This is a genomic window from Gilliamella sp. B2785 (genome assembly GCF_026537005.1).
In the GTDB taxonomy this organism is placed as follows: Bacteria; Pseudomonadota; Gammaproteobacteria; order Enterobacterales; family Orbaceae; genus Gilliamella; species Gilliamella apicola_E.
The window spans coordinates 49,556-65,718 of the sequence record NZ_JAFNNC010000005.1 but is presented as its reverse complement, the minus strand read 5'-3'; the positions used below and the strand labels follow the sequence as shown (position 1 = coordinate 65,718).

General features: G+C 34.6%; 12 protein-coding genes. 10 read left to right on the top strand and 2 right to left on the bottom strand.

Features of this window, described 5'->3' with window-relative positions:
- Nucleotide 1: 1 nt before the first annotated feature.
- Nucleotides 2-1,012, bottom strand: a complete 1,011-nt coding sequence (gene murB, locus J3U24_RS06990; RefSeq protein WP_220225806.1) for a UDP-N-acetylmuramate dehydrogenase — start codon at nucleotides 1,010-1,012, stop codon at nucleotides 2-4.
- Between the two features lie 482 nt (nucleotides 1,013-1,494).
- On the opposite strand from murB, the gene J3U24_RS06985 reads away from it, so the two are divergent.
- The 10 genes from J3U24_RS06985 to J3U24_RS06940 all read left to right on the top strand — a co-directional run bounded on the left by J3U24_RS06985 (nucleotide 1,495) and on the right by J3U24_RS06940 (nucleotide 14,410).
- Nucleotides 1,495-2,724 (top strand): phosphopentomutase, encoded by a 1,230-nt coding sequence (locus J3U24_RS06985; protein WP_065563162.1) that lies wholly within the window; start codon nucleotides 1,495-1,497, stop codon nucleotides 2,722-2,724.
- Between the two features lie 43 nt (nucleotides 2,725-2,767).
- Complete coding sequence (deoD, locus tag J3U24_RS06980; RefSeq protein WP_220225805.1) at nucleotides 2,768-3,484, top strand: purine-nucleoside phosphorylase; 717 nt, start codon at nucleotides 2,768-2,770, stop codon at nucleotides 3,482-3,484.
- Between the two features lie 189 nt (nucleotides 3,485-3,673).
- The gene (locus tag J3U24_RS06975) at nucleotides 3,674-4,912 is read left to right on the top strand and encodes a nucleoside permease (RefSeq protein ID WP_267330651.1); all 1,239 of its coding nucleotides are present in this window, start codon (nucleotides 3,674-3,676) and stop codon (nucleotides 4,910-4,912) included.
- Nucleotides 4,913-5,171: 259 nt separating this feature from the next.
- A complete protein-coding gene (add, locus tag J3U24_RS06970; protein WP_267337439.1) occupies nucleotides 5,172-6,335 on the top strand; it encodes an adenosine deaminase in 1,164 nt (387 codons plus the stop codon).
- 26 nt (nucleotides 6,336-6,361) lie between these two features.
- Entirely contained in the window at nucleotides 6,362-8,323 is a 1,962-nt protein-coding gene (locus tag J3U24_RS06965) for a bifunctional 2',3'-cyclic-nucleotide 2'-phosphodiesterase/3'-nucleotidase (RefSeq protein WP_267337440.1), read from the top strand.
- A gap of 25 nt (nucleotides 8,324-8,348) precedes the next feature.
- Nucleotides 8,349-8,750 carry a cytidine deaminase gene (locus tag J3U24_RS06960; protein WP_176713943.1) on the top strand — a complete coding sequence of 134 codons (402 nt, stop codon included), beginning with the start codon at nucleotides 8,349-8,351 and terminating at the stop codon, nucleotides 8,748-8,750.
- A gap of 155 nt (nucleotides 8,751-8,905) precedes the next feature.
- Nucleotides 8,906-10,207 carry a pyrimidine-nucleoside phosphorylase gene (locus J3U24_RS06955; protein WP_267337441.1) on the top strand — a complete coding sequence of 434 codons (1,302 nt, stop codon included), beginning with the start codon at nucleotides 8,906-8,908 and terminating at the stop codon, nucleotides 10,205-10,207.
- 25 nt (nucleotides 10,208-10,232) lie between these two features.
- Complete coding sequence (ushA, locus tag J3U24_RS06950; protein WP_267337442.1) at nucleotides 10,233-11,906, top strand: bifunctional UDP-sugar hydrolase/5'-nucleotidase UshA; 1,674 nt, start codon at nucleotides 10,233-10,235, stop codon at nucleotides 11,904-11,906.
- 112 nt (nucleotides 11,907-12,018) lie between these two features.
- Nucleotides 12,019-13,566 (top strand): YjjI family glycine radical enzyme, encoded by a 1,548-nt coding sequence (locus tag J3U24_RS06945; protein WP_416380498.1) that lies wholly within the window; start codon nucleotides 12,019-12,021, stop codon nucleotides 13,564-13,566.
- The gene (locus J3U24_RS06940) at nucleotides 13,541-14,410 is read left to right on the top strand and encodes a YjjW family glycine radical enzyme activase (RefSeq protein WP_267337444.1); all 870 of its coding nucleotides are present in this window, start codon (nucleotides 13,541-13,543) and stop codon (nucleotides 14,408-14,410) included. The genes J3U24_RS06945 and J3U24_RS06940 overlap by 26 nt, the downstream gene beginning before the upstream one ends.
- A gap of 217 nt (nucleotides 14,411-14,627) precedes the next feature.
- On the opposite strand, the gene J3U24_RS06935 is transcribed toward J3U24_RS06940, so the two are convergent.
- Nucleotides 14,628-16,079 (bottom strand): hypothetical protein, encoded by a 1,452-nt coding sequence (locus tag J3U24_RS06935; protein ID WP_267330657.1) that lies wholly within the window; start codon nucleotides 16,077-16,079, stop codon nucleotides 14,628-14,630.
- Nucleotides 16,080-16,163 lie beyond the last annotated feature (84 nt).

The window sequence follows — 16,163 nt, the reverse complement described above, 5'->3', positions numbered from 1 at the left end:
GTTATAGAAATTTATCCACGTCAATCTCACCAGTTGCGCCCATAAATCGAATTTCAGGCGAGAGGTGCACCGAGAACTTTTGTAATACTGCATTTATGATATAACGCGCTAACGCAACGACATCTTGCGCTGTCGCATTATCTTTATTGACTAATACAAGAGCTTGTTGTTGATGCACTGCTGCACCACCAATTTGATAGCCTTTTAGACCACACTGATCAATTAACCAGCCGGCAGCTAATTTTATTTGATCATTTGATTGTGGATATATTGGCATTGTTGGATATTTTTCAAGTAGTTTATCAGCAAATTTTTTGTCTACTACTGGGTTTTTAAAAAAGCTTCCACCATTTCCTAATACATTAGGATCAGGCAGTTTGCTACGACGGATTTCGCACACTTTGTCGAAGATCATTTTTGGGGTGACACTTTCTGGATCAAAATTCCTTAATTCACCATAAGTTAACACCGGGCTCCATTGTTTTGGTAATGTGATGCCAACATATACAACCGCATAACCATTAGCATATTTTTGTTTAAAGATGCTTTCACGATAGCCATATTGGCCGTCAGTTACGCGAATAATTTTACCCGTTGCAAATTCAAGTAATTCGACATAATCGGCTACTTTTTGAAATTCAATGCCATAAGCGCCAATATTTTGAATTGGTGCAGATCCTACACATCCTGGTATTAGAGCTAAGTTTTCAAGGCCGGGAATGTTTTGATTAATGGTGTTAGCAACTAGATCATGCCAATATTCACCCGCACCCACTTTTAAATGCCAGTGTGTTGGGGTTTCGGTTATAGTTAATCCTTTAATTCGATTAACAATGATTGTACCAGCAAAATTTTCAGTAAATAGTGTATTACTACCTTGTCCAATAATCATAATTGGTTGACTATCGGTATTAGTTTTCCAAACTTGCATTAGCTGTTCCACAGTTTCGACTGTTTCTACTTGGTTGGCATAGACATCTAAAGCAAATGTGTTAGGAATTTTTTGGTTCATTAATAACTACCTTTTATTAGAAATACTTTTAAATTCAATTAAATTAGTTTTATTCGGCATTTTTTATGCCTTTTATTATTTAAAAGTATTAAATCAATGCCTTTATCTATTTTGATAAAGCAATTTATTCTATTGTGTCGATTGTTTATTTATTTGCTATATTATCACAACGCAAAACGATCTTTTATGCATTAAAATTTTTTTTAATGATCTTAACTACTTTTAGGTTGATATATGTGTCAAAAGATTAGACAAATAGTCTACAAATTGGACACTTTCCCTTTTTTGTTTTTTTTTATCATGTATTATAGCTACCCAAACGATCTTTTTTATAAATTTAGTTAAAATCTATTTTACTCAACCTTGTGGTAGACGTTATTATTAATGAAATTTAAAAAATAAGTTATCGATCACGGTTTTATATAACTTTATGTTTTAAGATTGTTGCAATATTTAGTGGTAGTTGTGATTTAGAGGAAATTATGAAAAGAGTTTTTATTATGATCCTCGATTCCTTTGGGATCGGCGGTGCTGAAGATGCAAAAAAATATGGTGATGAAGGTTCTGATACCTTAGGCCATATTGCCGAAGCTTGTGCTTCAGGTAATGCAGATCATGGTCGTCAAGGCCCATTAAAATTACCTAATTTAGGAAAGTTAGGTTTGATAGAAGCCGCTTATGAATCAACTGGTTCATACCCTAAAGGAATGGCTACCGAAGGTGAAGTTATTGGTGCTTATGGCTTTGCCAGTGAGATTTCGTCGGGTAAAGATACGCCATCAGGTCACTGGGAAATCGCGGGTGTTCCCGTTCTGTTTGATTGGGGCTATTTTACCAATACTACCAATAGTTTTCCTAAAGAATTATTAGATAATATTGTTAAACGTGCTAACTTGCCTGGTTATCTTGGTGATTGTCATTCATCAGGTACAGTGATTCTTGATGAGCTTGGGCTTGAGCATATGGCTTCTGGTAAACCTATTTTTTATACCTCTGCTGATTCTGTTTTTCAAATTGCCTGCCATGAAGAGACTTTCGGTCTTGATAAACTTTATGAGGTTTGTGAGATAGCTCGTGATGAGCTTAATAAAGGCGATTATAATATCGGCCGCGTTATTGCTCGTCCATTTTTAGGTAATAAGCCTGGTGAATTTGTGCGTACTGGTAATCGTCATGATTTAGCCGTTGAACCACCAGCTCCGACAATGATTAAAAAGCTAGTTGAAGAAAAACAAGGTACTGTTGTATCAATTGGTAAAATTGCCGATATTTATGCCGAAGTAGGTATCACTAAGAAAGTTAAAGCTACAGGTATTGAGGCTTTATTCAATGCTACGCTAGAAGAAATCAAACAAGCGAAAGATAACACGATTGTGTTTACCAATTTCGTTGATTTTGACTCATCTTATGGTCATCGACGTGATGTTGCAGGCTACGCTGCGGCTTTAGAATATTTTGACCGTCGTTTACCTGAGATGTTAGCCCTTATTGAACCAGGCGATCTTTTAATTATTAGTGCCGATCATGGTTGTGATCCAACGTGGCCTGGTACGGATCATACTCGTGAGCATATTCCCGTTTTAGTTTATGGTGATAGTGTTCCAGCTGGATCATTAGGTCATCGTGAAACATTTGCTGACATTGGTCAAAGTGTTGCTGATTATTTTGATTTGTCACCAATGGATTATGGCAAGTCATTTATTCGTAAATAGCAATTGTTTAGGACGTTTTTTAGTAATAAATCAGGAGAGTTAAATGCCTACCCCTCATATCAACGCCGCCGATGGTGCTTTTGCTCAAACGGTATTAATGCCCGGCGATCCATTACGAGCTAAGTTTATTGCCGAAACTTTTTTAGATAATGCTAAAGAAGTAACGAATGTAAGAGGAATGCTCGGTTTTACTGGTCAGTATAAAGGTAAACAAGTTTCTGTTATGGGGCATGGAATGGGTATCCCATCTTGTTCTATTTATACAACCGAATTGATTAAGTTTTATGGTGTCAAAAACATTATTCGTATCGGTTCATGCGGTGCAATTAGCCCAAATGTTAATCTTGGTGATGTTGTTATTGGTATGGGCGCTTGTACGGATTCTAAAGTGAATCGTTTGCGTTTTAAAGATCATGATTTTGCTGCCATCGCTGACTTTGGTCTTGTTTGTAATGCGGTTAATGCAGCTAAAGATTTAAATGTTAATGTGAAGGTTGGTAATATTTTCTCAGCTGATCTGTTTTATAGCGTTGAGCCTGATCTTTTCGATATCATGGAAAAATACAATATTTTAGGTGTCGAAATGGAAGCTGCTGGTATTTATGGTGTGGCGGCTGAATATGGCGCAAAAGCGTTGGCGATTTGTACGGTATCAGATCATATTCGAAAAGGCGAAGCGATGTCTTCCGAAGAACGCCAGCTAGGCTTCAAAGAGATGATTACTGTTGCGTTAGAGTCGGTATTACTCAATTCAGATTAAATTAATGGCAGAATTTCTGCCATTTTTTTTGTTTAAAAAATAAAAGTTTTACATTGACTGTCATTAATCAATTTTATCAGTAAATGTGTTTAACGTTATAACTAACGCATCGATAGTAATAACAATTTTTATTTATTCATTAATTTTATCTAATAGGTTAGAAGAGAACTCATTTAATAAGGAAACGAAATGAATATTAAGTTCAAACTTAAAGTTATATTTTTCTTGCAATTTTTTATCTGGGGTAGCTGGCTTATAACTTTAGGCTCTTACATGATGGAGACCTTGCATTTTACTGGAACAACAGTAGGTACAGTTTATGGTACTATGGGCATAGCATCCTTATTTATGCCAGGTCTGCTTGGTGTTGTGGCAGATAGATGGATTCCTGCTAATCGTTTATTCATGCTTTGTCACTTATTTGGGGCAATAACCCTTTTTATTGCCGCTTCAGTCACAACACCATTTATGATGGTCGTGGTAATTTTAATTCATTGTTTAGCATTTATGCCAACTATCGCGATTTCTAACTCAATTTCTTATTCTTGTTTAGAATCAGAAGGTCTTGATGTTATATCGCAATTCCCTAGTATAAGAATTTTTGGTACTATCGGCTTCATTGTTGCTATGTGGCTTGTTAGTTTCTTAAAAGTTGGATTAAGCAATGTACAGCTCTATATTGCAGCTGGCGGTTCGATTTTACTCAGCCTATATTCATTAACATTGCCATTAATTGTCATTGCTAAAGATGAGTCAAAAAGAAAATCGCTTGTAAGTTCTTTAGGTTTAGATGCATTTGTATTATTTAAACAACCTAGAATTGCTATCTTTTTTGTCTTTGCAGTCTTCCTTGGTGGTATTTTACAAATTACCAATACTTTTGGTAATCCGTTCTTACTTTCATTTAAAAGTATTCCGGAATATGCTGATAGTTTAGTTGTGCAATATCCGTCAGTATTGCTATCTATTTCACAAATGTCAGAAGTTGTATTTATTTTATTTGTACCATTTTTTATGAAAAGATTTGGTATCAAGTATGTCATGTTAATCAGTATGTTGGCATGGGTTGCTCGGTTTGGATTATTTGCTTTTGGCGATCCATCACCTGTAGGTTTCACGTTACTTCTTCTGTCAATGATTGTTTATGGTTGTGCATTTGATTTCTATAATATTTCGGGTTCTATGTACGTTGATAAAACAGTTTCACCAGATATCCGTAATAGTGCACAAGGTTTATTTATGATTATGACCAATGGTTTTGGGGCTTATTTAGGTTCAACTATCAGTGGTGTTGTTGTGGATCTTTACACTGTAAATGGTGTCATTGACTGGCGTACAATTTGGTTAATTTTTGCAGGATATTCTTTATTACTTGCTATTATTTTTGTCTTTATTTTCAAGAATGATACTCTTGAGAACAGAAATTAATACCAAACTCATGGCAAGGTTAATATTAAATAGATAGACTAAATTAACCAATTTGGCCACATCAATAGACAGGCATCTAATTTGTTGCCTGTCTATTGTTGCCACTTGATTTCAAAGAAATTGATAAGTCACACAAAATGTATGGAAAATAATTGTCTTATCAAGGTAGAATAAAATGCTTGTAAAAGTTGTATCATTTTAGTCTGATGAATAATTTACAAGTGCCCTATAAGCATATACTTAAACAGATTAGAACTAGATGAATAAGCAAATAATCCCAAAAGTTATACTTCATGAGCATGTGGAAGGTAGTATTACACCATTTATGGCAAAAAAACTAGCCGATAAGAATCATCTGACTTTTCCTGATTCATTGTGCTATCGACCCGGTGAATATGATGCAACCGATTATAAAAATGGTCGATATAATTATGATGAATCCGATTTTGTTTCATTTATCCAAACTTATGATACTGTCTCTAATTTTGTTAAACATCCCGACGATTATTACCTAATTACTTACGATTTTTTAAGCAGAAATGCCAAGCAAGGGTTAATCTATTGCGAGCTATTTTTGTCTCCCTATCATATTTGTGCCATGGAAAGCGAAGGTAAAATAGTTTGGGATCAAGAAAGATTTAAACAAACGCTTAATCAAATGGATAAAGCGATTATTGATGTTCAAAAAGAACATAATATTACTGTAAGATACCATGTGATTGGCGTGCGCCATCTGGGTGCCGATGTGGTATACGATACACTGCAATTTATTGAGAATAACCCCCACCCATTTATTACCGGATTTAATATCGCAGGTAATGAAAAAGCAGGTCATTTTGATGATTTTGAAAAAGCCCATCAACTTGCTTCTAAATTGAATTTAAAAAAATCTTATCATGCTGGTGAAATTGATTCTGCTGAAAGTATTATCCAAGCGCTTAAACATGGCGCGAATCGTATTGGACATGGTATTGCCGCCATTGAAGATGATAAGTTGATTGAGGATTTAATTGATAACAAGATCACTTTAGAAATAGCGCTTACTAGTAATCGTATTTTAGTCAATAAGTTAAATGGTGATATTCTTAATCACCCAATTCGACAACTTTATGATAGAGGGGTCAGAATAACGCTTAATACCGATGACGCAGGCATATTTGGCACCGATATAGAGAAAGAATATCAGCTCGCTGAGCATTTTTTTCATTTTTCTCGATTGGAACTGTTTGATATTACACTTTGTGGAATTGATGCTGCATTTATTGAACCAACCGAAAAATCACGTTTGTTTAATGACGTTTTAGCCTTTTTTACGAGTAATGATAAGCAATGTCTACAACAGGCAATCAACGATCAGCAGTATCACCCTGCTATTATTGAACGATTTAAGAATTATCTCGTTTTATTATATGTTAATGATTAACAACATCAGAGAAATAGGAGATTGATATGAATAAAACCCGATTAAGCCTACTAACCCTATTAATATCTGGTTCACTTCAAGCAGCAACAGTAGATTTAAGAATTATAGAAACTACCGATTTGCACGGTAATATGATGAATTATGACTATTTCAAAGATCAGTACATTGATACTTTTGGTTTAGCTAAAACAGCCAATTTAATTCATCAAGCACGAAAAGAGGTAAAAAACAGTGTTTTAGTTGATAACGGCGATTTGATTCAAGGCAGTCCAATGGCTGATTATGCTTTGAATAAAGGTCTAAACAAAGGTGAGACTCATCCTGTTTATAAAGCACTTAATACGCTAGATTATGTAGTTGGTAACATCGGTAATCATGAGTTTAATTTTGGTTTAGATTTTTTACAAAAAAGTCTAGCTGGTGCTAATTTTCCTTATGTTAATGCTAATGTTTTTGATGCGAAAACAAATAAACCTTACTTTAGGCAATATATTATTTTAGATAAACCGGTCGTTGATAGAGAAGGTAAACAACACACTATTAAAATCGGTTATATTGGTTTTGTGCCACCACAAATTATGCAGTGGGATAAACTTAATTTGGAAGGTAAGGTAATTGTTAAAGATATCACTGAAACCGCGAAACAATTAGTGCCTGAAATGAAAAAGCAAGGTGCAAATATCATTGTTGCAATTCCGCATTCAGGTGTTTCTGCCGAACCATATAAGGCTTTAGCTGAAAATTCAGTCTATTATTTAAGCCAAGTTGAAGGTATTAATGCTATTATGTTTGGTCATTCTCATGGGGTCTTTCCTAGCGAGGATTTTAAATCATTGCCTAATACTGATATTAGTACCGGAAATATCAATCATGTGCCCGCAGTAATGCCTGGACAATGGGGAAGTCATTTAGGTGTAGTCGATTTAGTTATTGAAGGTGATAAAGCTAATTGGAAAGTCATTTCTGGTAAATCAGAAGCTCGCCCGATCTTTGATATTAAAAATAAAAAAGCATTAGTTGAGACAGATAAAAATATTACGAATGCGTTAAGAGACGACCACGAAGGTACCCGTGAATTTGTTGGTAAACCAATTGGCAAGGTTTCAACCGATATCAATAGTTATTTAGCATTAGTCGAAGATACTTCTGCTTTGCAAATTATTAGTGATGCGCAAATTGATTATGTGAAACAGTTTGTTCAAGGTGATCCAGATCTGGATGGATTACCCATTTTATCGGCAATTGCACCGTTTAAAGCTGGTGGTCGTAAAAACGATCCTTCAGCTTATGTTGATGTCAAAAAAGGTGATTTAACTTTTAGAAATGCAGCTGATATCTATCTTTATCCTAATATTTTATCTGCGGTAAAAATAACGGGTAAAGATGTTAAAGAGTGGTTGGAATGCTCAGCAGGTGTTTATAATCAAATTGATATCAATTCGCCACAACCACAATATTTGATTAATTGGGATAAATTTAGAACTTATAATTTTGATACCATTGATGGTGTGAGTTATCAAATTGATATCACTAAACCTGCACGTTATGATGGAAATTGTCAGTTAATTAATCCTGATTCAGAACGTATCGTAAACTTAACTTATCAACAAAAACCTATTGCTTCCAATCAAGCATTTTTAATTGCTACCAATAACTATCGTGCTTATACCGGAACATTCCCTGGTACTGGTGGTAAAAATGTTAAATTTAATTCTCCGGATGATTTAAGGGTCATTCTTTCAGGCTATATTACTAATCACACTAAAAAACAAGGTGAAGTGAATGTGAAGGTTGATAATAACTGGCGAATTGCACCAATTACCAGCAAAATTAATTTGGATATTCGCTTTGAATCTTCCCCTACTGAAGAAGCCAAAGCCTATATTGAAAAACATTCATTGTACCCAATTAAGTTTATTGAAAAAGATAATTTAGGCTTTGGTGTATATCAACTTAATTTACAAGCACCAACAAAATCGCAAAACTAAAAATCTATTGATGATAACAAGGATTATGAATATGAAGATTGAAAAACTAATTGAACTAGCTAAAACAGCACGCTCAAAAGCTTATGTACCCTATTCTAAATTTCAAGTAGGTGCAGTATTAATTACCGAAGATGACGAAGCTATTTTAGGATGCAATATTGAAAATGCCTCATATGGCCTAGCCAACTGTGCTGAACGAACTGCGATTTTTAAGGCGGTATCAGAAGGTAAAACAAAATTTAAAAAATTAGTTGTGATTGGGGATACAGATGGACCAATTTCACCTTGTGGAGCTTGTCGCCAAGTCATTAGTGAATTTTGCGCCAAAGATATGCCAGTTATTTTGACAAATATGCATGGTAAAATCCAAGAAACCACTGTCGGTGAATTGTTGCCTTGGTCTTTTTCACCTAGTGATTTAGATTAGTATTATTTCTGAATAAGAAAATTTTAACTATCAAAAAATTGATAGAAAATAATAAAAGAGAGTGATGAAGCTAAGATCAGAATTATCATCAATCCATATAATGGATGAAAAAATATAATCCTAATTTGATTTATTGATATTAAGAGAGAAGTGTAATGAGATTTGTAGATATTATTGAAAAAAAACGTGATGGACATGCCTTAACTACCGAAGAAATTCAATTTTTTATTACCAATTATACTAATGGTACGATTCCTGACTACCAAGTAAGTGCTTTACTTATGGCTATTTATTATCAAGGTATGACTTCGAAAGAATGTGCTGATTTAACTAGTGCTATGATGTATTCCGGTGATACTGTTGATCTATCATCAATTAAAGGTATTAAAGTAGATAAACATTCAACCGGAGGTGTGGGTGATACAACCACTTTAGTATTAGCACCATTAGTTGCTGCTTTAGATATTCCTGTTGCCAAGATGTCAGGTCGAGGATTAGGCCATACTGGTGGAACAACCGATAAATTTGAAACTATTCCCGGCTTTAAAATCGAATTAGGTAAGCAAGAGTTTATCGATCAGGTTAACCAAAAAGGTGTTGCGGTTATTGGTCAATCAGGTAACTTAACCCCAGCGGATAAAAAACTTTATTCATTACGTGATGTAACCGGTACGGTTAACTCTATTCCGCTGATTGCCAGTTCAATCATGAGTAAAAAACTGGCTGCGGGTGCTGATGCTATTGTGTTGGATGTCAAAACCGGTGACGGTGCTTTAATGAAAACGATGGAAGACTCTGAGAAATTAGCACATGAAATGGTTAATATTGGTAATCAAATTGGCCGTAGAACCATGGCGATTATCTCAGATATGTCTCAACCTTTAGGTTATGCTATTGGTAATGCCTTAGAAGTTAAAGAGGCCATTGATACATTAAATGGTCACGGTCCTGCTGATTTAACTGAGTTAGTTTTAACGCTTGGTAGTCAAATGGTTGTATTAGCCAATAAAGCTAAGACATTAGAGGAAGCAAGAGAAAAACTTCAAGAAGTCATTAAAAATGGTAAAGCGATAGAGAAATTTAAAACGTTAATTGAAGCTCAAGGTGGAGATAGCTCTGTTGTTGATCATCCTGAAAAATTAGCCAATGCCCCTTACCAAATCGATCTACCTGCACAAAAATCAGGTTATGTATCACGCATTATTGCCGACCAAATTGGTATTGCGGCAATGCAATTAGGTGCTGGACGAGCAACTAAAGAAGACGTTATTAATCCAGCAGTTGGTATTGTTTTACATAAAAAAGTGGGTGATAAAGTTGAAGTGGGTGAACCATTATTAACTATTCATTCAAGTAGCGATAAGATTGATGCAATTAAACAAAAATTGTATGACAATATTACTATCAGTGATAGTGCTAAACAACCACAATTGATTTTCAAAGTAATTACGGAATAGCTCTAATAAGGATTTGGGAGATGCCATGTATTGTTTTAAATTTAAACTGTCACTAGTTATTGTTTTAGGTCTGTTCTCAGTTAATTCATTCGCAGCAGTTGCAACCAAGCAATCTACTGCACCTACTTGGGAAAAAGATAAGCCCTATTCTTTTACTATTTTGCATACTAATGACCATCATGGCCATTTTTGGCAAAATGACATTGGTGAATATGGTTTAGCTGCTCAAAAAACTGTAGTTGACCAAATTAGAAAAGAAGTATCCGAAAAAGGTGGGAAATTACTTCTGCTATCTGGCGGTGACATTAATACAGGCGTTCCTGAATCCGATGTTTTACAAGCTAAACCCGATTTTATGGGTATGAACAGTATTGGTTATGATGCGATGGCTGTTGGTAACCATGAGTTTGATCATCCTTTAGCAGTTATTCGTGAACAACAAAAATGGGCTCACTTTCCATTTTTATCAGCAAATACTTACTTCAAAAATACTGATAATCGCGTTTTCGATGCTTATAAAATGTTTGATTTAAATGGCATTAGAGTTGCGGTATTTGGTTTAACTACTGATGATACAATTTTCCTTGCTTCACCTAAAAATACTGACGGTGTCGAGTTTCGCAAAACCTTGCCTGAAGCAGAGAAGGTGATAAGTCAAATTAAAAATAATGAGCGCCCAGATATGATTATTGCGGTTACTCATATGGGACATTATGAAAATGGTGAACATGGTTCAATGGCACCGGGTGATGTTGAGTTAGCACGGGGATTGAAACCAGGTGATTTAAATATGATTGTAGGTGGTCACTCTCAAAACCCTGTATGTATGGCTAGCCCTAACAAACGTATTACTGAGTATGTTCCTGGCACACCATGTGCACCCGATCAACAAAATGGAACTTGGATTGTTCAAGCTCATGAATGGGGTAAATATGTTGGTCGTGCCGACTTTGTCTTTTTAAACGGTAAAATAACACTGGAAAATTATCAGTTAATTCCTATCAACTTGAAAAAAGAAGTCGACAATGGCAACGATACTAAACGTCTTGAATACTACACTAGTGAAATTGAACAAGATAAAAAATTGTTAGAAACACTTAAACCTTATCAAGATCAAGGTAAACAGCAATTACTCACTAAAACAGGTGAATTAATCGGTCGTTTAGAAGGTGATCGTAGTGTAGTAAGATATCAACAAAGCAATATGGGACAGCTGTTACTCAGTGCCTTTATTGAAAAAACGAATGCTGATGTTGGCATTATGGCTGGCGGTATGATTCGTGATTCACTTATTGAAGGAAATATTACTTATCGTGATATTTTGAAAGTTGAGCCTTTTGGTAATACAGTTGTTTACTTTGAGTTAACCGGCCGTGAATTGGTGGAATATCTTAAAGTTGCATTAAGTAAAAAACAAGGTTCTGGTGGTTATACTCACTTAAAAAATATCACGCTAGCTGGCAATACGATTAGCGATATTAAAATTAATAATGAGCCAATTGATTTGCAAAAATCTTATCGTATTACCACGTTAGATTATTTAGCGGCTGGTGGAGATGGTTATCCTGTTACCAACACTTCACCAACTTATGTCGATACAGGTTACCGAGACGCGGATGTGATAAGAGAATATATTGAAGCGCACTCACCAATTAATGCGGCAGATTATGAGCCGGTTAATTTCATTTTGGAAAAATAACGGCTTTAAAAAAGAAATATAGAATATAAATGGCACAGGTAAAATTGGTATTATAAATTAGCCATTAAATTTAATTTTTTGCTTTCAACATATAGGTAATATAGAGGTATTTATGAACATGACAGAATTTCAAAAAAATTGTTACGATATTGTGACCGATCCCAACCTGTCACCTAAACAAAAAGCGAACCTTCTCGCTTTAGCAGCGGAAAATAATTTACCTTATGTTGATTTGGATAATGAAACTAAACAAGCCTTAGATGAGCGTGTAATTTGTGACATGTACGAAGGTCATGCACCGTATAAACCTCGTTATGTGTTACCTGATTATGCAAAATTCCTTAAACAAGGATCTGAGTATTTAGAGCTTGAGCCTGCAAAAAATTTTGATGATGCCATAAATATGCTGACAATTGCTTATCATCATGTCCCTTCGGTCACTGGTATGCCCGTTTATTTAGGTTGTTTGGATAAAGTGTTACTACCTTATGTTGGCAATTTAACAGAAGAAGAGCTTTATCAGCGATTAAAACGTTTTTGGATTATGCTTGATCGCAATCTTCCTGATGCATTTATGCACGCCAATATTGGTCCAACTGACAATGTGATCTGTCGAGTAATTTTACGTGTTGATCGTGAACTCAAACAAGTTGCGCCTAATTTAACGTTTATTTATGATGAAGATATCACCCCAGAATCTTTACTAAATACAGCAATTGAGAATATCTGCCAAACAGCAAAACCACATATCGCTAATAATATGATGATCAAAAAAGATTTTGATGATCAAGGCTATGGTGTTGTGAGTTGTTATAACTCTCTCCCTGTTGCGGGTGGTGGTAGCACTTTATCAAGAATCAATTTAAAAGAAGTCGCATTAAAAAGTAACAGTATTACCGACTTTTTACAAAATACCCTGCCTTATTATTGCCAATTGCAATTGAACTTAATCAAAGCGAGATCGGAATTTCTTTATGAAAAATCGGATTTCTTTCAAAATAGTTTTTTAGTCAAAGAAGGACTAATTGACGCAACTCGATTTGCACCAATGTTTGGTATTTATGCTATGGCTGAAGCGGTTAATATTCTACAAGAAAAATCTAACTTAGCTGGTCGCTATGGTGTTGATGAAGATGCTAATGAACTAGCTACAACAATTTCTAAGCAATTAGCCGACTTTATTGATAATCATAAAATTAAACATGCATGGCAAGGTAAAGCGATGTTACATGCGCAGTCAGGTATCAGTACAGACCGCGGTGCAACACCTGGTTTACGTATCCCTTATGGACATGAACCAGATCCTGTTACCCATATAATGGCATTATTTAAACACCATAAATATTATACATCTGGCATTAGTGATATTTTAACTATTGATGAAACGATTAAAAATAATCCATTAGCCTTAGTACAAATTTGTAAAGCAGCATTTAAATTTGGTTTCCGTGAATTTACGGCTAATATCAGTGGTAATGATCTGGTACGTGTAACTGGTTATATGGTGAGATTATCAGATATCAAAAAATATAAAGAAGAAGGTTCGCGGATTAATACCACATTTTTAGGTAGTGAAGCAGCCGAAGATACAGTGAACAATAGTTACTTATGCAGGACCCCTAGGGTAATAAGCCATGAACAAGTCATGGGCAATCGTTAATAAAATTTTACCCTTTTCTTGTGTTGATGGACCGGGAAACCGGTTAGTCATCTTTTTACAAGGCTGCAATTTTAAATGTTTAAATTGCCACAATCCTTATACTATTTCACGGTGTAAGGAGTGTGGCGAATGTGTTGCTACCTGCCCCCATCAATCATTATCATTTATCAACAACAAAGTCATTTGGCAAAGTTCAACTTGCCAGCAGTGCGATACTTGTATAAACACTTGTAACTATCAGTCAACACCGATGACTTATCGATACAGTATCGAAGATATTTTAAAACTTATCCGAAAGTATCTCCCTTTTTTAAATGGAATAACCCTAAGCGGTGGAGAGGCAACACTGCAACTGGCGTTTATTGAACAGCTTTTTAGTGCGATTAAACAAGCTCAGGATTTAAAACACCTAAGCTGTTTTGTTGACAGTAATGGATATTTACCTCAATTGGGTTGGCAAAAAATAGTCAACGTAATGGATGGGGCAATGATTGATCTTAAAGCATGGGATAATCAAGTACATGAAGCATTAACCAGCAAGGGAAATTTAAGAGTTAAAAAGTCAATTGAATATCTTGCAAAAATGAATAAATTATATGAAGTCAGATTTCTAATTATTCCTAAGCATACCGATTTACAACAAAACGCTGAACAGTTAGCTAATTTTTTAAAGCAATTTGATGCAAATATAAAAATTAGAATCAATGCATTTCATAATCATGGTGTGAGAGGTGAAGCCAAAACATGGCAGAGCGCCTCAAAACAACATATCGAAAATTTTGCTATGGAATTAAAACAATTTGGTCTGAAAAATATTGTTTTACCAACTGTTTATTTATCATAATAGCGTTTTTTTAATAAGTGTGTGCCTAATTAGCCATTAACAGGCTTATTATAAAAATTCCAAAATAATGGCTTAAATTTTTTACCCCATGAGATTATTGAAATAAAAATGAGCAGGTTGAAAACCTGCTCATTTGATTAACAGCAAAATCAAAGATTAATATAAATCATTAATATCTGTTAAGATTTTTTAAAAAATAGCTAATTGTATATCAACGTTAATATTTAACACATAAGGTATATGCTATATCTGGTTCAACAATAATATTACCTTCTACCATCCCTACACTGTAATATCGATAATTACCTAATCCATCTTTTACCGATGATGGTTCACTGGTAAAATAGAAATCATAATTGATTAAACTTCTTAAATTTGGCGCACCAGACATCATATCTCGCCCAATATAATCAAGTGGCGAATAAAAGTAGACTTTACCCCATTCTGGCAATAATCCTTCACCGATTGCTCTTCTATATCCATTATTTTTTACATAATAGAAATCATTATTTGTTGAAACGGTAGCAAAAGGAGAATTGGATAACTCAGCTCGTATTGGTAATCTATCATTATTATTTTGACAATATGTATTTGCGCTTTGCCAATTGCCAGCCAAGTTATTTGTAAAATATAACCAATGTTTTATAGAGAAAGTGTAATAAAACTGTGCTAACGTTCGATTATTGGTAACTAATATTACAAATTTATCATCTTTAGCTGGTACATTTTCGGTAAATTTAAATTCACTTTTAGAATCAGCGCTTGAATCACGAGAAGCACTAATTAGTGAATTATTCGGATTTTTAACCAAGGTATAACTATAATCTGAAATTGGATTTACCGGCACAATTCTAAAACGTGCATCCGGGAAACCATATGTTGGGAAGTAATTGCCGTTTTGATCTTTAACAGAGGCCTTAAAACCTTTATGCATAGTAAATTGGTCTACGTTATAAGGAACATCAAGATCTATCGTATCAGCACCATAAGGAGCATAGTTATCCCCTTCATCCCATCCATTGTGCATAATCAGAGCCAATACACCAGGCCTAATATAACAGATACCATCATCAGCACTGACTTGAAATGTTTTAGAGACTTCTCTTGGTTCTGACTGATCAGGAGCACCGTACTGGGTTTTAGCAACAAATTGAATCGTTACTTTTACTGATGATTTTGCATTAGCCGTCGATGAATTACACACATCACTACCAAGTTGGGAAGTAGAATCAGAAGGAATTATGTTATTGTTTGAGTCCCGCCATTCAGTATTAATAGACTGAATGATAAAACTGCCGGTAGTAGCCACTTTGTCACCATCTACATCATTTATATCACTATCATTCAAACTTGAAGTATCTACCCCAAATGAATAAATACTTGGTGAAGTGTTGTAAGCAACAGAAATCTTATTATCAGTACCAGGCAAAACAATCACAGGATCAATACCATCAATATTTAATTTAAATTGAATTCCATTTAAGATTTTTGTATCAGCAGATTCTAGAATTTCAGGCGGATTACCGTGAATATATTGCGTAGTGGTTGCAGCAAATGATAATGCGGCTAGAGATGTATGGCAAAAAAGGCCAAAAAAAGAAATAGCTGTAATATTAAATATTAATTGCATCAAATGAAATTTTGGGGAAACAAACATTTTACTATTCATGCTAATTCCTCTACTCATAAACTTTCCTGCAAATTAGAATAAAGTTATTGATTTAAAGTTTTAATAAACTACAGAATTATCAAA